The organism is Natrialba aegyptia DSM 13077 (assembly GCF_000337535.1).
Classification (GTDB): domain Archaea; phylum Halobacteriota; class Halobacteria; order Halobacteriales; family Natrialbaceae; genus Natrialba; species Natrialba aegyptia.
Map to the genome: position 1 here is coordinate 1 of NZ_AOIP01000022.1, position 23311 is coordinate 23311.

The window sequence follows — 23311 nt, forward strand, 5'->3', positions numbered from 1 at the left end:
GGTGTGGTCAGTGTTCTCTACTCCCGCATCAGTCCGACTAGATTTAAGTCGGTTAGGCTTGAACGTCTGCATGCTATCCTTGTCTCCAAACGGGGTAGCGCCGAACACTGCGCCCATAACGCAGTGTTTTCCGTGACTCAGTTACCGGAGAGCCACTGGTTCAGCGCTTGATTACTCTATATGATTGATACCACTTATAGATTCGGTATTATCCGCTTATCAGGAATAGCCTTTTAAGCTACTATTCCGTAAAGGCGAATAGATGGATTCCGAGTTAGTTGCGGTGACCTACAAACACGCACCAAGCGAACGGCAAACAGTATGGAAACAACGTGCTATTGGGACCGCCCTCGAGAAGTGGGAACATGAGCATCCGAGTGACTTTGAAGAGGTGTTCTACGAGTACGATACGAACTGGCTCGTCGACATTCGCGTTCGAACGAATGGTCTCGGTCAATACGGATGGGATACTGGTTTCGAGTTATCAGTCGAGATCGATGACGAACTACTGTCCCAGGTCGACGTGTCTGACACCTACCTCAAGTCATTGGAACAGTTTGTGAGCGCCGTCCAAGACGAACTTGTCGCTGTTGTCGAAAGCGAACAGGAACAATCGCAGTTCTCGTCGAAAGAGTTCGCGGCGTTGATGCTCTATAAACGAGAGATGGTCAGCGAGAACGAGGCCGCCGATGCACTCGACGTGACGGTTGGGACCTACCGTGGGAAACTGGGTCGTATCCGCGAGAAGATCGCCGCAGCCGAGCTGACCGAGCAATTACTTGGGGAATTTGAAGCGCATAACGAACGCGTGCGCGAGTCGAGCGGCTATCGGGCCTATGGCGATCTTGTTTCCATTCACGACGCAGAGGATTACCCTGTTTCAGAGTCAGATCACGGCAACCAAGTTCGTCACCATATCCAGAATATTATCGACCTACTCGAGCATGATAACGATGCCGCGTATTACGATAGTGTGATTGAACGGGCACAAGACCGACTCGAGATTAGCTACTACCGAGCGCGATACGAACTCGAACGGGCGATCGACAAAGACCTCGTTGTCCGTGACGGAAATACGGTTACGCGGCCAGAATAGAGAAGTTAAAGCAGCCTGACTAAGTCTACGACCCGTCGATCGGCTACGGACGGCACAACTTCGAACATCATAACACGTCTGTTATCACAGTGTTATGAGATCCTATAACAGCAGTAGAAGGTCAGAGAGTAGCGTCTATCTGGAAAGCGCCGGTTCTGATAACACCTGTTGTTATGAGATTCGTCGTACTGTTCTGACCTCGACCAGGGAGTTCTAATGAGAGATCAATGCCGAGAACAAGTATAGTGTCCGATAATCGGGGAATCAGAGTTTGAGTCTACTGAATGGATCTCATAACACCGTTGTTATGGAAAGCGAGGGTCTGTTGTTGTGAGATTCCGCCGAATCAAGGGTTGCTTTCACTTTCTCATAACAGTGAGAGAACAGTGAGAGAATAGACCTGCTAGTAGAGAAGTGTTGTTTACAACCGTGTTCTGTGTGGTTTGTTTAGGTTGGTGTAGCCGAGTGGGTCTGAATGGGGGCTAGCCATAACACCGGACCTTCGAATCCCATAACAACGGTGTTATGAGATTTCGTCCATCGCGATCGGGCTCACCCCCTCCGTTCCATCCGATCCTTCGCGGGATCGGAACTGTGGGCAACACTCGTCCTGAATGTCTTCAACGTCGCCACGCAGGCAGCTACGTCCTTTCTTGTCGAGTTCTTTCGTGAGTGCGCCGTTAGTCCAGTCTTCGAAGCGATCCATCACACGGTTCGCTGTCGTGTCCATGCCGCTGGCTGAGGCATTGAACTGTGCATACTCGAGGATAGTTTCGCGAACATCCTCTCCGGATATCTGAAGCGTGTCACCTTGATCGTCGCCGACCAGGTACTTGTTTCGCCAGATCACGAGTGCGCGGTACTTGTTCCGTCCACCACGCTCGTTCAGCAGATCCTGTTTTGATTTGACCTTATAGTTGAGTTTCAGCAACTCCGCTTCGAGGTCGCAGTACTTATCGAAATCAGGGATCTCAGTCACGGAACCTCCGCCACCGCTCTCCTCGGTGTCGGGGTTCATCAGTCGGATGTGGTTGTTATCGTCGCCAACGATCGCGAGGTTGTCACCGAACTCGTCTTTGAGTACGTTTTCGTCGACGCCGTCGCGGCTGACAACCTTCCCTTCTTGAAGCCGTTCCATCTGGATTTCCGTCACACCGACGCGCTGGCGACGGTTCTCCTTAAAGAACTTATTTGCCTGTTCTTCTTGCCGGTCCTGGCGTTCTTCGACGGCGTCGAGGCGGTCGAGCACGTCAGTCAGCAAGCCTTCGAGCTGGCCGACGTATTCCTCTAGGTCATCGGACCCTTTGCGCAGCGCCTCGAGTTCTGGCCGTGTCGTCTCGTCGGCCGTTTCGACAGGGTCATCGGTCGTCGAAGTCGCCGTGTCTGTGGTGGACTGATCGAGTGCGTCGGCGAGATACAGTCCGCTTTGCCCCGCAGAACTCGTGATGACCCCGTGGTCGAGTGCGTCTTCCACGAGTTCGTCGGCCTCGTCCTCGTTTGCAAGGTCGAGTTCGAACATGATACCGAGGTTCCGCTTCCCTTCCGGTGGAAGCGGCTGTTCGACACCGCCGGCCACTTCTTCAAACACGGCGTGCCAGTCGACGTCGGTCACGTCAATCCTGTCGCCGCCATCGACTGGGACGTAATAGTCACCATTGCGCTCGTCGATGTGTCCCTGTTCGGCGGCGTCGACCAGTAGCGCCGAGGCTTGCCGGCTATTCTCGATCCCGTCGATAGATGTGGTGAGTGCGTCAGTCCGGTGGGATGCATCCAGCAGACCGTCACTCGAGGCGTGTTCGGCACCGATTGCCGCCCAGTCGACCTCGGCCGGGTCGACGGTGTGCGTTTCTGGGACCGACTCCTCGAACGTCGCTGATTCCCCCTCCACGCTCATTCGCCGACCTCCGCGTGCTCGTGCTGGATGAACTCGAGGGTCGTCTCGAGGTCAGTCAATCGTTCTTCGACCGTCGCGAGCGCCTCGCGATTTTGTCCAGGGTCGGCGTCGAAATCAACGTCGCCTTCCTCCCCCGTGAGCGTCTGAATCAGGATATTCACGACTGATTCGTTCACGGCCGCTTGGTCGACGCGCTCGATGTGTTCGCGAAGCTCGTCAATCTCGGCTTCGATACGGTCGAGCCGATCGTCGATACTCTCGTTTCCGTCGTCTGGGTGTGTACTCGTATCTTGGTGAGTCGCACTCATGCGTGTCTCCGTGCGGCTCGGCGACGCCCGAAGACGCCACTCCGAGAAACAAAGCCACGGCTCACGCCGGTAGATTTATTCTCTCGGAGCAAGAAGGGGAGAGTGTCCAAGCGCCCCCCTTCTGCCGAGGTTGCATTCTTCAGCGGTGCGTGTGTCCTATCCTTCTCACTGTATGTATGACAGCGGCGTGGCTTAAAACTAGTAGCCGCGTCAGACGTTTCGCTAGGACTAGACACGTCTGCTGACGTGCCGTCACCACGTGCGATACTGGTCCTCATTCGTGTCTCCAAACGGGATCATGTTGTTCTCATGTGCGTCAGTGCGCGCGTCGCGGATGGCCTGCCCATAACAGGCGTCGCGACGGGAGTCGATACGTCGGTCGTACTTCATCGCTGAACGCTGATCTCCGTCACGTCCATCGATTCGAGCACTTTGTGCATCCATCCGGGCACGCGCTCGGGTTTTGCGGCGTTGCGCTCACCGAAGACGCCGGTGAGTTCAGCAGTTGAACCGCTGCCCTCGATAATCCAGCGCTTCCCGACGAACCTGATCTCGATAGTGAACGCGCCTGGTTTCCCCCGGAACGTCACCTCACAGGTCGCGTCGTCGGGCAAGTCGTCGACCGCTTGGCCGATCTCGATCTCGTCGGTCAGCTCGACGCGCGCCGCGCCAGAGTGGTCGGATTGCGTGATTGCCATGTTAACCGATACGTCGGATGGGAACTTATTCGATGGGGGGTGAGTTCCACCCGTTCCACCCTCGCCTGCTTGCGATTTTGAATTGCCGTTCGCGAGTTGGTGCTCGTGAGAGCAAGTGGCAGATGACTCGCGCGCGTCGTTAAGACAGGTCGCGAAATCAGACGTTTCGCGTGTCATAACTGTCTTAGGAACGACATTGTTTTGGGGTTGCGTACCGTCTTTCATGGTAGGGTTGTCAGAATTCTAACCCACTGGACGGCGTGTTGAGGCCACGCCCGTCCATCATTTTCACGGACAGGTAGTCCGTCCAGAGCGTCGTACTTTCTGACACTGCACCTCTTGTTAGGCTATCACTATAAATCTTGGCACTATTCAGTGCCACAAATTACAGGGATATGTGCATAGTAGCATTCATTAATGACTAATGACATTGTATGGTATGGAACTAAGACGAGAAAATTGCTATTGCGGGATAGATGCGCCCGCGTGTTTCGTGGATGACTGGGAATGATGACTCCATTTTGGAGTACCTCGCTGAGCGTGATGTGGCGCTCTCACCGCGCGGACTCGATATCAATCTTGAGCGTGAAGGTATCGGGATCTCCTATCGGACAATCAATAGACGTCTCAAACAGCTACATGAGAAGGGGCTGGTCGAAAAGGGGGATGGTGATAAAGGATGGTACATAATTTCAGACAAGGGCCACAAGTACCTCGAGGGCGACCTCGACGCAAGCGAACTCGAGGATGACGGGGACAACGATGGGCAATAGCCCCGACGCCCCGTCTCGACTTGCCGAACTCACAGGCGAACCACGCGAGAAATTCGAGTTCACGGGTGAGATCCGCGACCTCTCGGAGATGGAATCAACGCCGATCGACAACAGCGGCGGTGTCGATGTCGGGTCTGGCCCGTTCGATGCGCTGGCTCACCACCATCACGAGTCCGACGCGAGCAAACCAAAGGATAATCATTCACGCTAAATGGATCCAACCGGTAATTTTTTATAAATAGAAGGCCTCAACCCAAATGCTAAGTGTGGACGAAGGGGTCCCAATTTGTAGGACCCAGTCCTCTATTGCTCTTGAGCGTATGCTGTTCGCTACTGTTCAAGCACTCAGTACTGAAATACAACCGTCCTTTCTCTCTAAAGGGGAAGATTCCCCTCCCGTTCAGAAGGCGATACCAACGGACCGCACCTAGACGCTCAACCCAATTCCGACGAAATCCGCCACGACCTGGGCTGCCAGGAGCGTGAGGTTCGCAATCGTCATCTTCCGGTCGAACTCCCGATTACCGGCAGTGTCTAAACAACACTGCGGACACGGGCGTCTATCTGCGGCCCACCGCCGTCGACAGTTCTGACAGTGGGTCAAGATTATCGTACTTGCCCACGGCTCACGTCCGTCGGAGCCTCCGTCACGTGCTAAGTGTGGACGAAGGAATCCCGATCTTCAGCGGCAGTGGGTCTTGTCGCCGACCCGTCTCCAGACCGGCTTATTCACTAGTACTGACTGATCAGGAATAAGTATTACCAACGCGCGCGAGCGTTGAAATGCTGGTGAGTGACAGACTTGGCGTACTGGAATGGCTAGTCGAATCTCTGACGATATTATGGCAATAACAGTTCTTCTAATCTACACCGTAACCCCCAGCTCCTCGATCACAACCTCGCGAACCTCATACACTGGCTCGTAATCTGGCCCCGACACCGTCACGAGTTCATATTTCTTGAATTTCGGTAGCCAGCCCCGCATTGTCCGATCGCGAACCGGCGATGCTGACCGCTTGTTGTAACACTCGTAGATCGGGCCACTGGTCGCCGGACCGACGTCGGCCAGACATTCAAGAGCGAGCCGCTGTTCGCGAGAGAGCGACGACAGTCGCGACCGGATAACGTGCCGGGTGGCATCGGGTTTCGATCGATCGATAACTGCTTTCGTGAGCGTTTCCTGTCCGTCCTGGTCGGCGTTCCGAACGCTGTGGTACAAATGCGCAATTGCCTCTCGTGCATCGTTGTCGGCCTGTCGAGCGATATATTCCAAATCCGACTGCGAGACAACACCGGGCTTGATACCGACGCTTGCGCGCTTATCGAGGATTGACACGAGTTCACTATCGGTATAGGCTGAGAACGGAATTTCACCGAGTGAGCCGATGCGTGAATCCAGGCGGGGGTGTGATTCGACATCTCGTAGGTCGAACTCCCGCCACGGCTCGTTCGAAATAAGCACGAGTGTCAGTTCTGGGATGCCATAGAGTTCGTGCACGACGCGCAACTCATCGAGCTGGTCGGCCTCGTCGAGCACCACGACCGTCGGTGTGTCGATCGTCCGCCGAATCCGTGCCGACAGATCATCAGTTGAAACCGACCGCCGTCCAAGAGAGTTGCCCTCACCAAGCCCTTCGAGGACACGGTTCAGCACCGAGCGTCGCGCGTGTGATCCAAGACAGTCGATAAAGATCACGTTCTCAAGTTCGTCGCAGACACACCGTACTGCACAGGTTTTCCCCGCACCGGGCGGGCCGTAGACGAACGCGCCATTCGGTGCCACACCGTGGGTGATCGGCTCGAGGACGGCCGTGAGATGGTCAATCTTCCCATCTCGCTGCATGATGACCTCCCGATCGGGCTGAATCTCCGTTTGTAACACAGCGTAATCGGTAATCATACTACACCTATCAGACGGCGTGAGCATAATAGCAGTGGCTGTAGTGGCATTTACTGTCAATAACTTACAGAAAAACAATCGTATTGATTCGACTGCTATTCTCCGCGCGGCGTTACGCTACCGTTGTAGACGATCGGCTCGACGATGACGTTCTCGTGTGCGAGCACTGGCTTTTTCGACCGTCCATTCTGCTCGTAGTCGATGATATCCGCTTCGAACAGGATATCGAGATCGCGACTGACGACACTGACGTTCCGATCGACGCGCCGTGCGAGGTCGCGCATTGAACTACTCTCTGCTGTTGCGATTGTTTCGAGCAGGCGCTCCCGTTCGGGGGTGAGCACTCGCTCGGCTGTTTCGCGCCGAATGATGTGGATGTCCTCGAGTTCGGTTTTCGAAAGGTCGCGGACAAACTCCATTTGTGATGGATACATTTATTTGGAGATATGTAATCATATCTGTATGTACGATCTTACGGGCTTCCAGCGCGACTTATTGTATACAGTTGCTGGACAGGACGATCCACATGGCCTGGCAGTCAAAGATGAACTCGAAGAGTATTATGAGACAGAAGTCCATCACGGCCGTCTCTATCCGAATCTCGATACACTTGTAGACAAAGGTCTCGTTGAGAAAGGCCAAGAAGATCGCCGGACGAACTTCTACTCGGTTACACGTCGCGGAACTCGTGAGATTGAAGCACGGCGTGAATGGGAAAACCAGTACATCGACGGTAGCTAGGATTGGTTTCCTTTCCCTGAATCGAGGCGCTAAGCCCTCTTCTTCAGCGAGTGCCGAAGGCGTGAGCAAAATCTTCGTTTTCTGATGTGCGAACGAGATGCGGAGCGTCTCGTCAACGCTGCTCGTGTTTCTTGGAACGACCTCCGAAATCCACATCCAGACAGATGCGTCGCAGTGCACTCTAGTTCCACTCTCTGAAAGCAGGTATGAAAATACGCGTAATACCTATTAGGCATTACATCTTAGTAAAGATATGCCGCGCGTTACCACTAAAGGCCAGGTCACTATCCCGAAGGAAATTCGGGATACGCTCGGAATCGAACCCGGTGACGAAATCGCGTTCGAAGAGGCTGAGGCTGGCTACAAGATCCGAAAAAAAGAACCGACTACCGCAGACGGAGAAGATCCCTTCGAAAAATACCGTGGCAGTGCCGAAAGCGATGAGACAATGCCGGATCGAATGCGTCGGCTCCGCAGCGAGTACCCCCGTGATGTCGGTAACGATGAAGACGATGAGTCGGAGGGAGAGGCGTGATCACGGCAGTCGATACAAACGCTCTTCTCGCACTTTTGTACGAAGACGAACACACCACGAAAAGTGAAGCGGAACTTCGGCGCGTCTACAGAGAGGGGCGGGGTGTTATTACACCACTGGTGTACGCTGAACTCGCAGCAGATGGCCACTTCGATACCCCATCGGAACTCGATCAGTTTCTTGAGGACTTCAGTATTCAGCTCGTTGAACCATCACGAGAGGCATTGTTCCGAGCAGGTGAGCAATTCCAGCAGTATACTGTTCGGCGGCCAGATGGGCTTCAATGTCCATCTTGTGGGACGAAACAGACCGTCCGTTGCGAGGAGTGTAGTGAGGATCTTGCACCGCGTCAGCATATTGCTGCGGACTTTGTCATTGGTGGACACGCGGCTGTCGACGGAGATGCGTTGGTCAGCTTCGATAACGCCTTCTACGAGACATATTTTCCAGCATTGACTGTATATCCTGAGTGAAATGACCTGGGCAGGAACTGATTCGTCTACTGTCTGTTGTGAACTCAAAACCCGTATGTCGATTAGCTCTCCCCGAGGCGATTTACTTTCTCGAATCGACTCCAATCGTAGTGGTCGCTCGTCTGGGTAACGACGACAGCTCGAGTTCCGTCGTCGACGATCGAGACGATAATCACGATCTTCTCGTCTTGCCCGTGATTCCAGTTCTCCTTGTGGACCTCGCGATAGACAGGAATCAGGTACTGGTCCCGCTGCGGGTTGTAGTACACCGTGTTGGGATCGTGGATGTGTTCCTCGATTTCCCAGGCTTTGAGGTAGCGAAATTCCTTCGACTTGGCAGTGTGGCTCATCGTTACCTCGTACTGGTCGATCTTATCCGACTGCTCGTCACCCATCGGCGTCACCGGGTCTGGTTCCCGATCGACTGTCCGTGACCTGCTGACTCTGTCGGCACGCCATACGAACCAATACGCGAGACGGTCACATAACTAGTAGGGTCACTACCGCCGAATCGTTGTTGTGTGGTTACTCTCTGTCGCTCCGACCGGTGGGACGATGGACACTATGGAGTCGCGCGTATGGTCATTCTCGGCGTCCAATCGGTCAGCACGAACACGCCACTATCGAACTGTAACAAAATCATCTCTATTCTGGTAGGTTGTTCTGAAATAGGCACTACGTATACTGATTTTATGATAGTCAGAAAATAGAGATGAATGCGTATCTTTATAATGAATGCGCCCTAGAGATGTACCTAGGAAGTTCGAGGGTTGTCGGGAAGAATCCCGGCCCGCTGTTCCAGCAGCGGACCTCGAAGCTTCCGGAGGCTCCAGAAGCTATGAGCAAATCAGAGACGACTCCTCAAAAGCGTACCGACGACCGACCGATCCGTCACGAACGATCTATCCACCCCGTCCCTGCCGACTGGGTCCGTCTCGGTCGCGACGAACACATTCTGGCGGGCTACTCTCGATTTGTCGCTGAGAAAGTCTGCTACGAGTATCGCCTCGAGCGCGACCCCCACGCCGTCGGCGGCCACGTCGAGAAACACCTGCTCTTTGTCGCCTATCGGCAGCCCGAAACCGATGAAGTGATCGAACGGCGCTATCAGGCGTCAGTCACTGAAACTGATGCTGAGTCGCTGTCAGTCCCGACCAGCGATCGCGACGGCGACCTTGGTCCCGAGGATTGGGGCCGGGTCGATTACCAGGCGATCGTGCCGACCGACTCACTGGCCGTGATTCCGAAATGTGTCCGGAACGGCGAACCACGCAACTTCCGTGCATCCGTGGCCGTTCGACCCGACGAGCCCCGAATCGGAGGCGAGGAATGAACGTTGACGCGGCCCTCGCGAGTGGGCTGCCCGTTGGGATCGGCCAGCGAGTTCATTTCGATGTGTGTTCGAAGGAACTTGCCCCCCAACGACCATGTTGTGGGTTCAAATGATGGATAGCACTAATCACCTATTATTAATAATAACTCCTACTGAATAAAAGGAGTATGTCGACGGTCGTTATGTGTATGCGGGAAGCTCAACCTCGGCGTCAACAACCGTTGTGTCGGAAGAGGTATCGACAACTTGAGCTTGGATAGTTGCCTCGTTAGATAGATCAGTATCTTCAACTCCAATTGAGTCAACGAGTTCAACAGTTATTGTCGAACCTGCACCGAAATCTTCAGCAGGACCTGCTTCTAGAGTCACGTCCTTACTTCCTCCGGCCCCGTCATCAACGCTTGCGGTGCTTTGCTCGCCAAGTCCCATTGATGCTATCGTCGCTCCGTCGTCGTTTCGCAGAACAACATTGATGTTATCTTGGCTAATCGAGTCTCCAGAGCCATGGCTAATATACACGACATCTTGGTTCGAACTAGAGTTATCATAGTCTGAATTAACGTTCACATCTGCGTTGACGGTTGGGGATGTGTCTCCAAGTCCGTCTCCCATTCCCATCACAGCAGCTGCAATCACAGCAGCAAGAATCACAGTGACAGCAACCATTAATATGACTCCAATGACAGGCGATACAGCGCGTTCGTCCTCGTTCCCGAGGAGTTTCGTATTGAGTTTGTCGAACATGTATGATCGGTCGCACCCACGACAGCCGAAGGATTATACATTGGACCGTGGTACGGCCACCCGTGCGGATGGGGGCTCTACACCGACCCACCTGCACACCCTCTCCGTGTCGCGTTGGTGCTGATAGCAACCAGTGGAGTACCGGTATATATAACTAATCGATAGTGTACGGTTTTGGGTCACATCAGGTTCTGCATGGGTTTCACATCTGATAATCAGGGGGGCACAGAAGACTTACAGCACTCTCTTGAACCGACGCCATCTTGCGATTTACTAATCTAATCCTGAAACGGCAATACCCAAGCCAGTTCAACGACACGAATCACATATGAGCGAGATCGAGTTCGTGACTGCGCGCGATCTCGCGCGCACCTACGACGGCGGGTCCTATCGCGATGCTTGGGAGGTCGTCGAACAGTATCGTGAGGCGACCAAATATGCAAACACTCACGATGCTGGCTCAAGTGCAGCCGCATCGGCGCTGGACCTTCCCCGAAGCCGACTCCGAACGTGGATTGATGACGGCGGCAAGCCAGACGTAGTCCATGGTATCGACACGGCCCGCAAGCACGGTTGGCTCGAGTGCACGACTGACGATGATGTGTTCACCGCGCTGAACGCGCTCGTCGCGAACGTTTTCGCGGGCGGCGCGATCGCCGAGCAATACTATCGACCCTCGTTCGCGCTGAACCATCTCGGTGAGGACTCGCACGTGATCGACGCGCTCGAACTGGCCGGCGTCGACTGCCAGATTGTCGACGATCGCGATGGCCGGGCCGACGAAGTCCGCCCGACTGAGGACGGAACCGTTCTCGGGCGTGTACTAGCTGTCCTTGGCGCTCCCGTTGGCCCGAAGGCTGACCAAGATATCTCGTTACCGACGTATCTCGTGACTGGACCCGATGTTCGAGAGACGTTCGTCTATGCGTATCTCGAGAACCGTGCAGTCAAACATGATGGCAAAGATACGCTCACAGTTCGTGAGAAGCGTAACGACGACTATCTCGCGGGGTTAGCTGCAGTAATCAATGACGTTGCAGGTGGGGGTGTCGAGCGTGGTGAGGGGTCCATCACGATCTCCGCTGAGGCTGCTCGATCGCTTGGAACAGTGCGCTGACCGAATCGGTTTTCACGACAGAGAGTGTAGCCACTGGCTGTACCCCGGCACCTGCCACAGTCCTCGGGGGTTCTTATTCCGATTCGTTTTCGTCGACGTCGAAGTCGATCGTCAGTGACGACGCATTGTTCACGAGCCATGCCGCCCGACGCAACCGAGCAGCGTTGTTATACTCGTCGCCGAATCGATCTCCAAGCTTCTCGAGTTCAGATTTCGGCATCTTGACCGTCACCGACACATCTTCGTCTTCGTCGCCGACGGGCTCCTCGCCCATGCGTACCCACTGACGGCGACGGGGCAAAAAGTGTAGGAGTTCACGAATGCGACCATTGAATTTTCAGGACAATTCAGAACTTGGTCTAGCTGTCTTTGAATTGTATAAACAGTAGTTAGCGGTAGTTTCATATGACTAGGAATCTATTCATTTGATAACAAGGTCATCGTCACGGTAATCGTCCCGCACGGCCCGTATTGGATCGGTGCCGGGGTTTGGGCAGCACCCTCATGGGTGGCCGGTTGACGGGGCCGGGCCGTCTTAGTCGACGGTCCTGAGTAGCCGTTTCTATCGACAACCATGAGTCAGTCACAACAGTCTGAGCACCAGCAGTCGGGAGCACAGTATGCCGATCACGATTGGTGGGGGAACAATGATGTTGACGACGAATCGACAACCGGTCACGACCCGGCAGAGTTTCACTACAAGCGCGAGCGAGCGCAGTGGGTCGCACACGATATCCTCAAGCAAGCGGCCACGCTTGCCTGCCCGATCGCGCTGAATGCTGACCCAAATCGCCTTGCATCACTGTTCGAGTGGCTTGAGAACGGCACCGCACGGACAGGGCACGACCCAGATGCGATGCACACGGATAACGAGGTCGTTGAGCTGACTGATCCTGAGATATACATGCCGTTGCAGACAAGCGAGGACTATGGCGGCCGTCCACTCGAGTATGGCCAGCGTCCGAGCCGGTCGCGGATCAACCCTGAACACGGATACATCGTCGGCCCGCAGATTCTCGACATGGCAGAGGACGAGTTCCTTGCGATTATCGATATGGTGCTCGATCACCTCGTCGCTGATTCCGCTATCGGCCTGTCAAAACGTGAACGCGACAAACTTGCTCGTGATTCGCGGCGACTGAAACAGGCCGGCGATCGACGTGATACGGACGTGCTGGCAACGATAATCCACGATGCAACGTCGGACGGACCTATTATCGAGTAACGGATTCTCTATGAGACGCAAACGCACCCAGAGCGACGCGGATAGCCGCTGGTTTCGGCTGACCAGTGCGATCACCTCATCTTTGCCGTCTATCACACGCGGCCAGGCTCGAGCGCTGTTGTTCGTGCTTGTGATGGTCTCGTCGATCGTGGCAATGCCGTTGATTGATGGGTTCGATAGCGGAACGGCCGCGGCAACGTCAGACAACACACTCCCGAAACTGACAGCCCAGGATAGCACGGATGACGATATCTCCTATTCGGGAGGAACTAATAACGCGGTCACAGCGACAAATGCGGAGACTGGCGAACTCATATGGAATTTTACTGGGCACTCGGATAACGTCCTATCAGTTGCCCCGTCTCCGTCGGGAGATGTCGTGTATAGTAGCTCATCGGACACAACGGTAAAAGCAATCGACGCGGCGACGGGAGACGAAATATGGGAGTCGACGGTCTTCTCGACTGGAGTCCAAACGGTTGCCCCTGCTCCCTCTGGAGATTACGTTTTCGCTGGCGGTGATGGGGTAGTCCGCGCACTTGATCCGGATACAGGCGATGAGGTCTGGAATTTTACCGGGCATACATCCTGGGTACAGTCGATAGGTCCATCCCCCTCGGGTGCCACCGTCTACACTGGATCGGGAGATAACACAGTCCGCGCGCTCGATGCGGAAACGGGCGACCAGGTTTGGGAGTTTGCTGGTCACTCAAGTACGGTCCGGACAGTTGCACCGTCGCCATCGGGTGACGTTATTTACAGTGGCTCATCAGACGCCACAATAAAGGCTGTAGACGCATCGACAGGCGATCTTGCATGGGAAATCGACAATCCTGGAACCACTGCATACTCTCTCTATCCGACGCCATCGGGCGAATCACTTGTTACTGCATTTGGCGATGACACCATCCGGAAACTAGACTCGGATACAGGCGATGAAATATGGAACTCAACTGCACACACAGATGCGGCATATGCTGTTGTTGCATCTCCATCGGGAGACTATGTCTTTAGTGGAGCACAGGATGGGACAGTTCGCGCACTTGACCCAGATACAGGCGATGAAATACGGACACTTGTCGAGAATGCAGGCAACGTTCAGTCAGTTGCGGCAGCAGGGATGTACGCACCGCCGACAGAGCCAATCACTGGCCAAGTCACCGACCAACATGGAGACCCAGTCTCGAACGCAACAGTCGAAGTTTGGGGGACCAACCCACCGAACTTCGATGAATCGTCTCTCTCCGACTTGAACTCAACGATAGCTGACCTTGAATCTCAGGTTGAAAACCCACTTCCAGAGGATTTCGAAGAGTTCCGCGACGAGTTCGAAACCGGAGATGGACATCTCGACTCTGAGACGTTCTCAAGTGATATCGACGGAACCTATCCGCTCGTGCATCAAGAAGACGACTGGGGGAGCGGGGCTACTACAATCCTGAGCCAAGAGGTTGATGACCCGCGTCTAACCGTCGACAGCGGAGAAACTATTGTCCTTACGCTGTGGGATGCGACTGAACAGTCGGGGTTCTTGAGCGCAGATGGCCCGATCGATAATTCCCACCCTGGAGAGGTGACTGGAGGTACAATTGTCGTTGAACAGATCGATCCGATGGGAGATGGAATCGATCGTCAAGAGTTCGATACCCAACCAACCTACAAAACGACCACGAGCCTGTCCGAAGGATGGGGTGGCGACGAGTATCATGCAGTTCAGACAACCCTGCAGACGGGCGTCTATCGCGTCTACCCCGAAGACCATCCAGAACGGGCATATTCGTTCACTGTCGGCTCGCCAACCGATATCGCGGACTCGATCGTGAACGATTTCGAGGACAAGATTGTTAGTCTGGAAGGCCAGCAAGAGCGAATCAGCGACCTGCTCAACGACGAGCGAATCGTTCGCAAAACCGTCCAGGCGAACGAAACTGGCGAGTTCAGCGTCGATATGCCGTCGGGAGTTGAAGACGCAAATGTCCACGCCATGCGCGCGAACGGGTCGATTTTGCAGGGACTGGAAGATCCGTCGATGGACGATCTTCGCGATGCCCAACTCGGTGACTATAACGGTAGTTTCTACCTTCCCTCACCGGAACCGAATGTCGTCTCACCACCTGCCCAGGATGTCGACGTGACAGTTTACCGAAGCCCTGAACTCCCGTACGGTGATATTGAGTCGTTCTCGGATCTCATGTCGTTCCTTGACGAGCAGCGCTTGAACGAGACGGTCGAGGAACTTCGAAATGAGTACGATCAACGATTCAGTGAAATGGAACGTTCGACTCTTGAGCGCGTCTACGACAGCCACCGAACCTTGGTTGAAACCGTTCCGGGCGCGGAAAGACGCTATCTCGACCGGTCCGAGTTCGAGGAGATCCAGAACGCATCGGACCTCTCGGAAGACGAGCTGTCGACCGAGACGAATCACATGCAGCTCGCACTTGCAGGAATCGGAGAGATCGACCCTCCCGACCTCGGCGACGAGAACCCGATCGACATCGGCGATGACGGCCTCAACCTCGAATATCCGCTTCCCGACGGCGTCAATCCTGACTCAATCGCTCCCGAGATCCACTGGACCGATGGAACCGTTGAGCCGATCGGCGAGGAATACTGGTCAGTCGAGTCCGGCGGCATCCTTGGAAGCGATACGCTCGTTATCGAGGACCTGCCGATCGACAACTCCGATCCAGCCGCGTTCGACGTTCGCGTCCAGGCTGCGTCAGATGATGGCGTGCTTGACGACCGCGTGTCCGGTACGAACCCGGCGTTCGGTGGTTCGCTACCCGAGATCGATGCGGTTGACTTTTCGACGCTGGCTCCCGGTCCAAGCGAGCGCGTCTACGTCGGCCTCGATGCCGCAGACGGCACAGGCTACGACTCGCTCGTCAGCGCCGAAGCGTGGGCTGCCGACGGCACCGAGTTGAATGCAACCATCGACGAATCACGCGATCGGGCGACCTTCAGAACCGACGGCGAAGGCACGCACACGGTCCGACTTACGTTCGAGACTCAGCAGGGAGAGCAGATTGTGGTCTCTGAACGCGTCCGCGCGCACGAACAATCTCGGTCGGACCCAGCGACAGTACGAGCCGCCGACGGGACGCTCGGGACCTACGCAGTCACGGGCGAACGCTTGGATTCGGCACGAATCGAATCGAGCGCTGGCACACTCCGCGTCGACGTGATTGCTGACGACAGCGACGGTCCGGGTGAGTTGCATATCAAGCCAGCAAACGCGATGACCGGCACCGAACACCGGTTCGAGGTCAACGTGCTCCATGGTAGCTCCGAAGAACAGGTGTCTGCTCAAGTTCCCGTCCGACTCCACCTCGAAGGACTGGAAGAAGAGGGCGCGCTGTTCTGGCGCTCTGACGATGGCTTCGGCGGCGACCCGATCACGTGGGATGGCTCAACGAGATATGGAGAAGTATCGTGGCAGGGCGACGGTAAGGCCGTGCTTCGGACCTACACAACTCCGTCCGGAACCCTTGACGTGACGACCATCCAGTCGGCCGGTTATCTGGACCGACTCACACATCGCATCGCTCGCACGCTCACGGGCCTGCCGTCCCCACTGATGGTGTTCCCATCGGGTAGGTTCGTCGGTCTGCTCGGACTCGCCGGTATCGTTCGCCGTCGACGGAGGTTTTCCCAATGACACGACACACACGACGTGAATATCTGTACGGCATCGGTGCGACTGGTATGGCGGTCGCAAGCCTTGCTCCGACAACCGAACCGGGACTGCTCGGCTGGGATCGGCCCGACGATGCAATCGTGCACAGTGACGATCGGCCGAGTTGGATCGTCTCGGTTGAGGGCGACGACGCCGACGAGCGGGCGGACAATCTAAGCGCACTGCGCGACTGGGTTGCGTCAGCGAATAACCGTGAGCTCATTCCCGAGCGCGAGCACGAGGGCAGTGGCGTGGCGACGATAATTTCGTCACCCAGCGATATCGGTGCCCGAAACCGTGAACGCTGGCTCGGTGACGGTCTTCAGTCCCTCTCCTATATCGATTCGATTGAACTGAATCGGTCGGTCTCGCTGGCCGATCCGCTGACCCCAGAGAGTTCATCGGCCTGGTCCTCACCAGGACCCATGCAGTCGCTGTTACTCTCGACGTTTGCTGATGGCTCTCCGGGCTCAAGCGGTGTGGCCTTCGATTCCGATATGGACGGCGGGGAGATGACCAACGCTCGCGAAGCCACGTCCGCAACCGCAACCGACCTCACACTGCCTGATACGTCGTCGGTGACGGTCGCGGTGGTCGATACCGGAGTCAGCGCCAACGGCTATCTCGAGGACGATAGCGGCAACACACGACTCCTCGATTCATCGACGAACTTCGTTGAAGATGGTGATCCCTCAGGTGTCGGCGAAACCCGAGACGGAAACGGACACGGGGACTGGGTTGCGGCGTGCTATGCAGCAAATACCGACGATCGGCTGCGTGGCTTCCTCCCCGAAGCGAACGTCCTCGCGTGCAAGGCGCTCTCGGATGCCGGCAGCGGCTCGTTATCGGATATTGCAGCGGCAATCCGTCACGCTGCCGATGAAGGTGCTGATCTCATCAACCTCTCGCTCGGCTCACCCCAGTTCAGCCAGTCGATCGAGGATGCGCTATCATACGCGGTCAAACAGGGCTCAATCCCCGTTGCCGCGAACGGAAACGACCGGCAAGCGACCCGCTGGCTTGCGTTCCCTGCATCAAGCGAGAACGCGATTGCTGTCGGTTCGACGACGGTTGATCCGCCCGAGGACGCTCGAAGCGCCTATTACTCGAACGTTGGGCCGCACAACGGCTATACTGACCTATCGGAGGGTGCAACGGCTGGCGCAGAACCGGACGTTGGCGCGCCGGGCTGCAAACTCGAGTCCGCTTCGGGCGACACTCTCACAGGCACGAGCATGGCCGGACCGGTCGCGGGCGGGGTGATCGGGCTCTATGTCGCGGACACTGGCACGACGGATCTTGAAACAGTCCGCGACGAGCTGACCGCGACTGCTGAACCGATTCCGAACGCAGCCAGCGAGGAGATCGGCGCTGGAATGCCGAACGCTGAAAACCTGCTTTCGGGAACGGAACCCGACGAACCACAAGAGGACGCTGTTACGACCGAGGCAGCATCCCGTGGCGCGGCCTACGACTTCTTGTCTGGAAGTCGCTATACCCGCCTCATCGCGAACTTTTAGACCATGTTCTCACGACGCCAGTTCATCGTCTCGGCGAGTGCCACGGCCGCCGCTATCGCTGTACCGGGGCTTGTCAGTGCGGAGACGCCCGAGTGGTCGCCCGATCACATCACGATGACCGGCGACGATGAAGACGAACTCCGGCGCTACCAACCCTATCTCGATATCCCGTGGGCAGACCAGCAGTCACTCATCGGCGTCTACGGGTGGTTCGCAGAGAGCGAGGATTATGATACTCGCGCGTACTACTACTGGGCAAAATATAATTCGCAGAACTCGCTGTTCGACGCACTTCCGCTCATTGGCGGCCTATTCAGCGAGGACGCCCATTTCGGAGATCACGAACCCGTGATCGTCCTTGCGGACCCCGACAGCGGCGAAGTTCAACGAGTGCTCTACTCGGGCTACCATCACTTCGCTGTCGACATTTCGGGAGAGGACATGACGCTCGTCGAGGACGCTGAGTCCTACCCGACTCATCCCTCGTTGCAAGTTGCGGTGCCCCATCACCACTTCCGGCACCAACGTGACGACTCGCGCACGATTGCTGCGTCGTCGATCTCGGGCGCGGAGTTCGGTTCGTTTCTGGACCAGCGGTCCAGTTGGGAGCAAAACGGCGTGTTCGACTCATCGAGCGACACGGCTATCGCAGACCCGTGGGCTATGTCGGACCGTGGAACCTGGTGGGACGAGAGCACGACCGACTACCAGTTCGCTCGCATCCGGGTCTTGCTGAATTGGCGAGATAGCGACCACGACGAGTTGATTCGCGAATGATCCGCTACCAATCAGGAGGGGTGCCACCGCCCCCATCGGTGCCACCTCCGTCAGTTCTTCCAAGCTGTACCGCTCGACAACTAACCCATCCAATAACACATCAACACAATGAGACCCATCTTTCGCAAGTTCGCAACGCTGTTCCTCGTCCTAGCTGTCGTCACGTCCGGCCTCGGTGCTTTCGCCGGGGGCGTGGCCGCCGAGACAACGACGCTGGCCGGCGACGGCACTGATGAGGTTACAGACTTCAACGCATCGGCTTCTGACCACATCGAATACAACCTAACTGCAGATGACGGAACGAATGGTTTTGATGGCGATGGGACGACAACGGCACGTCTGAACATCACCTACGACGGCAATGAGTACGTCTCAGTCACGGACTCCATCGATGATACCACAGCCACGAGCTACATCATCAACGTGAGCCAGGACGAACTTGAGAAGCTTCCTGGCGACGCAACGGAGTCGACGGCTGTCAACGTGACTGCATGGGGCGAGGACTCAGAGGGTAACGAGACGACGACGGCTGACTCGTTCAGTGCCGACGTAACGTTCAACGAGTTCCGTTCTGTTCGGACCGTCCACACGACGAACGACTCGATCGTCAACAACTTCGAGGCCGCTGACGACGATGGCGGTCTGTTCGCGTCGCTGTCGAGTTTCAACGTGTTCTCGTCGACGCTCGATAGTTCGGCTGAACTCGAGGACACTGTCGGTGTCTCCGGCACGACTACCGACATCCAGGTCTATAGCGAGGATTCTGATCTGACTGACGCCTTTGACGCAGCCGCAGAGGACGCTAACTCTGGCGACCGACTCGGCTACCTCATGACCTCAACGCTTGACGGGCAGATCCTGCGCGTCTACAACGAGGAGCCCGGTGCGAAGTACCCTGGCGGCGATAACGTCACAGAGACTGACGACACCTACGCTGTCTACGACGGGAACGGACAGCTCACGGTCAACCTCGGCGAGGACCGCTACGACGCTGACACGACTGAGGTTGACATGACGATCGTCTCCGGTGAGGACGTTGGCTCGTCGGCCCTGCAGGAGGATCTGGACTACAGCATCTTCCAGGCGTGGGGTCTGAGCTTCGGCTCGCTGTCTGAGACCCTGAGCGACCTGCTGCCGTTCTAACGCGACGCTGTTCACTTTCGATTCTCTCGCTATCGCCCGCTCACGTAGGCGTGAGTGTCCGGTTCGATTCCGGCAGCGGGCCTGCCTTATGGCAACCAGACAGACTCATCCGACTCACGAGACCGTGTCATCCCCGACCGAGATTGTGCTCTGGACCGGGATGCTCACCGTATCGCTGCTCACGAGCGCCATCCTGTTCGCGAGCATTGCATTCGACTGGGGTGTCGTCGCCGTCGGCGGCACGACCGAGCCGATCACGGTCGCGACCGTCGCCGTTGGCCTCCCAGTGTGGATTGGCGTGATGTTCGCGAGCGAATACGATCTGCTGCCGTTCTGACCCGCGTTGGCGTACCGTCGGTTCGATTCCGACGGGCGGGCGTCGCCTTGGTTCAGGGCATTGTACTGAACTCGGTAGGTGTGGGGCGCTTTCCTCGCCCTATCACCGCACTCCCCCTCTCACCCACCATACCCCTACCCTTTCAGTACAAACTATGACAGAATCTGATCCCGACGAGCGTCGCGTCTCCCGGCGGGCGTTCGTCACGACAACGGTCGCGTCGGTTGCGGCCGCAACCGTGCCGGCGAGCGCGGCCGCAGAGACGCAGATCGAAGAGAGCAACCGGATTACGCTCCTCTTAGCGTCGGTCAACGGCAAGCGAAAGAGTGTCTGGGAACGATACGTGTGGCGGCAGTTCACGGGCGTTCCAGACGCCGAACAGACAGCACGTGACGCCAAAGCAGAGTTCAATCAGAACGCCGACGCGTGGGTCGACTACGTCAACGAGTATTCGAGTCTCGACGGCTCGATTCAAACACTCTCGCTCGAGTTCGTTCCCGCGGCTGATGAGGAGACGGACGTCGGCGACGTTGACTCGCATACCGTCTATCTCGTCAGTGAGCATGACGGCGAGGGATACACCAGCGCCGAAATCGTCGACGAGACAGATCGCGATATCGACGAGCTGGTACAGTTCAAGTCGATCGCCGCGGACAACGCCGTCGACGAAATCGAATACGCCTACAAGAACTTCGTCGAACCGGACGAACCACCCTCGGAATCACATCTTGCCCATCTCGGTGCGAAGTACCGCTTTGGCACTCAGCACGTCACGAGCACAATTCTCGGAGACGAGTTCTGACCATGCCCTGGAAACGAGACACTGACGACTACAGCGACAAGCCGTATGGCAACCCGCGACGGGCGGCGAATATCCGCTGGGAATCCCGTTCCCGACGAACGCTCAGGCGAACTCGAGAGGGCCTCGGATCGGTCTTCCGATTGCTCACGTGGCCGTTCCGGGCGGCCACAAGCCGGATTACTGGCTATACCGGGCGGGGGCGATAACTATGTCCAACCTTCGAAAAGCACCACGGCGAGCTGGTCGGCTACTCCTCTCCGGCGCTCGAGCATTCGTCATGCTCCCGGTGTCGATCGGCCGGGCTATCGCCTCGCAGACGCGTGGCACGTGGGCAAACGTCCGCGGGTTCGCCGGATGGCTCTCGATCGATCGGGCACTGCCACCCGCCGTTGCGTCGACACTCAAGTGGCTCGGTGGCATCCTGCCACAGGCACTCGGATCGGGTTCGTCGTACGAACAGACCGCGGCGTCGGGCGTCCTGATTCTCGGGGCTATCTCGGCAACCGTCCTGACATTCGGACTGACAGCGGCGATCGTCGTCGCCATGATCCCGTTCCTGTTCATCGGGATGTGGCGGTTCGTTCCGGTAGTGAACACGTTCTGGAAACGCGGGCGACGGAAAATCACGTCTCGTGACGGTTCACTTCCTCGGTGGGATCGATGAGAATTCTCGCCCTATGCCTGTTGCTCGTGCTTACGCCGATCGCGGCCGCGACACCCGCTACGGCCAGTGCGGTGACTGACGAGCAACCGCAGTGTGAGACGACGGTCACGCACGACGCGTTCCGGACGGACAATGCGACGGTTTCTGACGCCACCAACGGCACAGCGACGAGTTCTGTCGACAATACGGAGGTGTCGGTCGATACAAACGTCGCGTTCGTCCACCTGAACGCGAAGAATCCGAACGGCTACTGCGTTCGGTACGTCGTCGAGATCGGTCCTGAAGTGATTGATCCGGCCGACCTCGGTCATATCGATGCGAACAACGGGAGCGAAGAAGCGACGTGGCGGGCGCTGCACGATTTCGATGTCGACGAGACGTACACGCAGGTCGAGTTCGTGCTTGAGGGCGGCGAGGAAGCTACATTCGCGCCCTCGAAGCTCCGGGTTACGTCGCTCAAATGGACAGGAACGGCAAAGAACGCCACCTCTGGTTTGCTCCCCGATATCGGACTGGGGTCAATCTTCGGTGGCGGCGACCTTGAGCAACGTACCTACACGTTGACGGCCGAGAACAGCTCGGAAAGTGTCTCGGTCGCGCTCTCGAATGAGAGTCTGGACAAAGAAGTGGGCGAGTACCAGGCGGTCTACCGGACCGATGACCGCGGCTGGACGCCCGTCGAGACGGATTCAGACGATGCGGTATTCCTCCGCGAAGCCGACGGCGGCGACGTCGTCGAGTTCACGTTCAACGATCCGGATGCAGAGGTCGAGTTCACAGCCAATCCATCGGCCCTGGACAAGGCTCGCCACCAGTACCGATCCTATCTGAGCGGGGCCGACTGGATTCGAGACCTAATCCCCGGCTTTGCTGGCGTCACAGCGGCGCTCCATGCGGCCCCCCTTCCGTTTGCAGTGGGGGTGAGACACCACTCATGAACTGGTTCAACACAATCGTTGTCGTCGGTATCGCACTCATCGCACTCCCGGCGATCATCGCCGGCGGATGGCTGATCGCCCTGCTCTTAGGCGGTGCGTGGCTGGTCGTCACGTTTGGTACCAAGGGCGGGGGGGAAGTCTTTAAAGAACGCCAGAGCGGTGCAACAGCGGCAAAATACAAGTCCCGGTCGCTCACGAGCGAGCGTGACGAGGGTCAACGGTGGGACCGATGAACGGGCTCTTACTCGGTCTGCTGGCTATCGGTATCGCCGTCTTCCTGAGCGGGACACTGTTCGAGCGCCGTGGCGACCAGTCAATCACCGTGTCAGCCGTCACAGGACTCACGTCGAACGTCATCTGGTCGGCGGCGGCTGTCTTCCTGATCCTGGGGAGTTCCGGCGTCGGCGCACAGGCGCTTATCGGCGTGCTCTGGCTGACGCTGATGTTGTATCTCGCTCGTGGAAATCTCCAACTCTTGAGAGAATCTGAGGTGCGGGCGAAAATCGCGGGGCAAACGTGATCGACGTGGCTCGAGGGCCGTCTCCCGGCCCGCCCATTTTTCTGTCGACCCCGATTGCAACGACGCTACAATCTGATTGAAACCTGCTCTCAAC

27 protein-coding genes and 1 pseudogene are annotated in these 23311 nt (G+C 56.7%); 20 read left to right on the forward strand and 8 right to left on the reverse strand.

All coding sequences use genetic code 11. From position 1 onward, the window contains the following. The first annotated feature begins 262 nt into the window (after positions 1-262). The gene (locus C480_RS09800) at positions 263-1096 is read left to right on the forward strand and encodes a hypothetical protein (RefSeq protein WP_152424028.1); all 834 of its coding nucleotides are present in this window, start codon (positions 263-265) and stop codon (positions 1094-1096) included. A 523-nt stretch (positions 1097-1619) separates the two neighbouring features. Here the strand turns inward: C480_RS09800 and C480_RS09805 are convergent. The 3 genes from C480_RS09805 to C480_RS09815 form a co-directional block, all read right to left on the reverse strand. Next, positions 1620-2990: a hypothetical protein gene (locus C480_RS09805; RefSeq protein WP_006665458.1), complete on the reverse strand. Its 1371-nt coding sequence runs from the start codon at positions 2988-2990 to the stop codon at positions 1620-1622. Next, positions 2987-3298: a hypothetical protein gene (locus tag C480_RS09810; protein ID WP_006665459.1), complete on the reverse strand. Its 312-nt coding sequence runs from the start codon at positions 3296-3298 to the stop codon at positions 2987-2989. Before C480_RS09810 ends, C480_RS09805 begins: the two co-directional genes overlap by 4 nt. A 386-nt stretch (positions 3299-3684) precedes the next feature. Continuing rightward, positions 3685-3996, reverse strand: a complete 312-nt coding sequence (locus tag C480_RS09815; RefSeq protein WP_006665460.1) for a hypothetical protein — start codon at positions 3994-3996, stop codon at positions 3685-3687. Between the two features lie 497 nt (positions 3997-4493). Here C480_RS09815 and C480_RS09820 point away from each other — a divergent pair, with 497 nt between their 5' ends. Together C480_RS09820 and C480_RS09825 are read left to right on the forward strand one after the other, a co-directional pair. Continuing rightward, positions 4494-4769, forward strand: coding sequence for a winged-helix domain-containing protein (locus C480_RS09820; RefSeq protein ID WP_006665461.1), 276 nt, complete (start codon positions 4494-4496; stop codon positions 4767-4769). Then, entirely contained in the window at positions 4759-4980 is a 222-nt protein-coding gene (locus tag C480_RS09825) for a hypothetical protein (RefSeq protein ID WP_006665462.1), read from the forward strand. Before C480_RS09820 ends, C480_RS09825 begins: the two co-directional genes overlap by 11 nt. A gap of 654 nt (positions 4981-5634) precedes the next feature. Here C480_RS09825 and C480_RS09830 read toward each other — a convergent pair. Next, complete coding sequence (locus C480_RS09830) at positions 5635-6669, reverse strand: Cdc6/Cdc18 family protein (RefSeq protein ID WP_006665463.1); 1035 nt, start codon at positions 6667-6669, stop codon at positions 5635-5637. Positions 6670-6764: 95 nt separating this feature from the next. Next, positions 6765-7088: an HVO_A0114 family putative DNA-binding protein gene (locus C480_RS24065; RefSeq protein WP_006665464.1), complete on the reverse strand. Its 324-nt coding sequence runs from the start codon at positions 7086-7088 to the stop codon at positions 6765-6767. A gap of 43 nt (positions 7089-7131) precedes the next feature. On the opposite strand from C480_RS24065, the gene C480_RS22165 reads away from it, so the two are divergent. The 3 genes from C480_RS22165 (at position 7132) to C480_RS09850 (ending at position 8418) form a co-directional block, all read left to right on the forward strand. After that, positions 7132-7410 (forward strand): PadR family transcriptional regulator, encoded by a 279-nt coding sequence (locus tag C480_RS22165; protein ID WP_006665465.1) that lies wholly within the window; start codon positions 7132-7134, stop codon positions 7408-7410. 253 nt (positions 7411-7663) lie between these two features. Beyond that, positions 7664-7945 (forward strand): AbrB/MazE/SpoVT family DNA-binding domain-containing protein, encoded by a 282-nt coding sequence (locus C480_RS09845; protein ID WP_006111354.1) that lies wholly within the window; start codon positions 7664-7666, stop codon positions 7943-7945. Continuing rightward, positions 7942-8418 carry a PIN domain-containing protein gene (locus C480_RS09850; RefSeq protein WP_006665466.1) on the forward strand — a complete coding sequence of 159 codons (477 nt, stop codon included), beginning with the start codon at positions 7942-7944 and terminating at the stop codon, positions 8416-8418. Before C480_RS09845 ends, C480_RS09850 begins: the two co-directional genes overlap by 4 nt. A gap of 62 nt (positions 8419-8480) precedes the next feature. Here the strand turns inward: C480_RS09850 and C480_RS09855 are convergent, their stop codons facing one another. After that, on the reverse strand, positions 8481-8813 hold the full coding sequence (locus C480_RS09855) for a hypothetical protein (protein ID WP_006665467.1): 333 nt from the start codon (positions 8811-8813) through the stop codon (positions 8481-8483). 443 nt (positions 8814-9256) lie between these two features. Between C480_RS09855 and C480_RS09860 the strand changes: the two genes are divergently transcribed. Then, positions 9257-9751 (forward strand): hypothetical protein, encoded by a 495-nt coding sequence (locus C480_RS09860; RefSeq protein ID WP_006665468.1) that lies wholly within the window; start codon positions 9257-9259, stop codon positions 9749-9751. A gap of 180 nt (positions 9752-9931) precedes the next feature. Here C480_RS09860 and C480_RS09865 read toward each other — a convergent pair whose 3' ends face one another. Next, positions 9932-10495, reverse strand: coding sequence for a type IV pilin (locus tag C480_RS09865; RefSeq protein WP_006665469.1), 564 nt, complete (start codon positions 10493-10495; stop codon positions 9932-9934). A 328-nt stretch (positions 10496-10823) separates the two neighbouring features. Here C480_RS09865 and C480_RS09870 point away from each other — a divergent pair, with 328 nt between their 5' ends. Continuing rightward, positions 10824-11612: a hypothetical protein gene (locus C480_RS09870; protein ID WP_006665470.1), complete on the forward strand. Its 789-nt coding sequence runs from the start codon at positions 10824-10826 to the stop codon at positions 11610-11612. Positions 11613-11685: 73 nt separating this feature from the next. On the opposite strand, the gene C480_RS09875 is transcribed toward C480_RS09870, so the two are convergent. Continuing rightward, on the reverse strand, positions 11686-11886 hold the full coding sequence (locus C480_RS09875; RefSeq protein ID WP_006665471.1) for a hypothetical protein: 201 nt from the start codon (positions 11884-11886) through the stop codon (positions 11686-11688). 300 nt (positions 11887-12186) lie between these two features. Here C480_RS09875 and C480_RS09880 point away from each other — a divergent pair, with 300 nt between their 5' ends. The 12 genes and pseudogenes from C480_RS09880 (at position 12187) to C480_RS09930 (ending at position 23217) form a co-directional block, all read left to right on the forward strand. Further along, a complete protein-coding gene (locus C480_RS09880) occupies positions 12187-12837 on the forward strand; it encodes a hypothetical protein (RefSeq protein WP_006665472.1) in 651 nt (216 codons plus the stop codon). Between the two features lie 154 nt (positions 12838-12991). Next, positions 12992-13894: pseudogene (locus tag C480_RS24770) on the forward strand (WD40 repeat domain-containing protein); the annotation flags it as partial. Positions 13895-14449: 555 nt separating this feature from the next. Then, complete coding sequence (locus C480_RS24205; protein WP_006665474.1) at positions 14450-16498, forward strand: hypothetical protein; 2049 nt, start codon at positions 14450-14452, stop codon at positions 16496-16498. Further along, the gene (locus C480_RS09890) at positions 16495-18036 is read left to right on the forward strand and encodes a S8 family serine peptidase (protein ID WP_152424030.1); all 1542 of its coding nucleotides are present in this window, start codon (positions 16495-16497) and stop codon (positions 18034-18036) included. Before C480_RS24205 ends, C480_RS09890 begins: the two co-directional genes overlap by 4 nt. A 3-nt stretch (positions 18037-18039) precedes the next feature. Next, the gene (locus C480_RS09895) at positions 18040-18813 is read left to right on the forward strand and encodes a hypothetical protein (protein ID WP_006665476.1); all 774 of its coding nucleotides are present in this window, start codon (positions 18040-18042) and stop codon (positions 18811-18813) included. Positions 18814-18921: 108 nt separating this feature from the next. Continuing rightward, positions 18922-19956 carry a hypothetical protein gene (locus tag C480_RS09900; protein WP_006665477.1) on the forward strand — a complete coding sequence of 345 codons (1035 nt, stop codon included), beginning with the start codon at positions 18922-18924 and terminating at the stop codon, positions 19954-19956. A gap of 88 nt (positions 19957-20044) precedes the next feature. Then, positions 20045-20293: a hypothetical protein gene (locus C480_RS09905; protein ID WP_006665478.1), complete on the forward strand. Its 249-nt coding sequence runs from the start codon at positions 20045-20047 to the stop codon at positions 20291-20293. A gap of 154 nt (positions 20294-20447) precedes the next feature. After that, positions 20448-21095: a hypothetical protein gene (locus tag C480_RS09910; RefSeq protein WP_006665479.1), complete on the forward strand. Its 648-nt coding sequence runs from the start codon at positions 20448-20450 to the stop codon at positions 21093-21095. A 208-nt stretch (positions 21096-21303) separates the two neighbouring features. Then, a complete protein-coding gene (locus C480_RS09915; protein WP_241433811.1) occupies positions 21304-21759 on the forward strand; it encodes a hypothetical protein in 456 nt (151 codons plus the stop codon). Beyond that, positions 21756-22697: a hypothetical protein gene (locus C480_RS09920; protein ID WP_006665481.1), complete on the forward strand. Its 942-nt coding sequence runs from the start codon at positions 21756-21758 to the stop codon at positions 22695-22697. Before C480_RS09915 ends, C480_RS09920 begins: the two co-directional genes overlap by 4 nt. Next, entirely contained in the window at positions 22694-22930 is a 237-nt protein-coding gene (locus C480_RS09925; protein WP_006665482.1) for a hypothetical protein, read from the forward strand. The genes C480_RS09920 and C480_RS09925 overlap by 4 nt, the downstream gene beginning before the upstream one ends. Further along, positions 22927-23217 (forward strand): hypothetical protein, encoded by a 291-nt coding sequence (locus C480_RS09930; protein ID WP_006665483.1) that lies wholly within the window; start codon positions 22927-22929, stop codon positions 23215-23217. The genes C480_RS09925 and C480_RS09930 overlap by 4 nt, the downstream gene beginning before the upstream one ends. Positions 23218-23311: the final 94 nt, after the last annotated feature.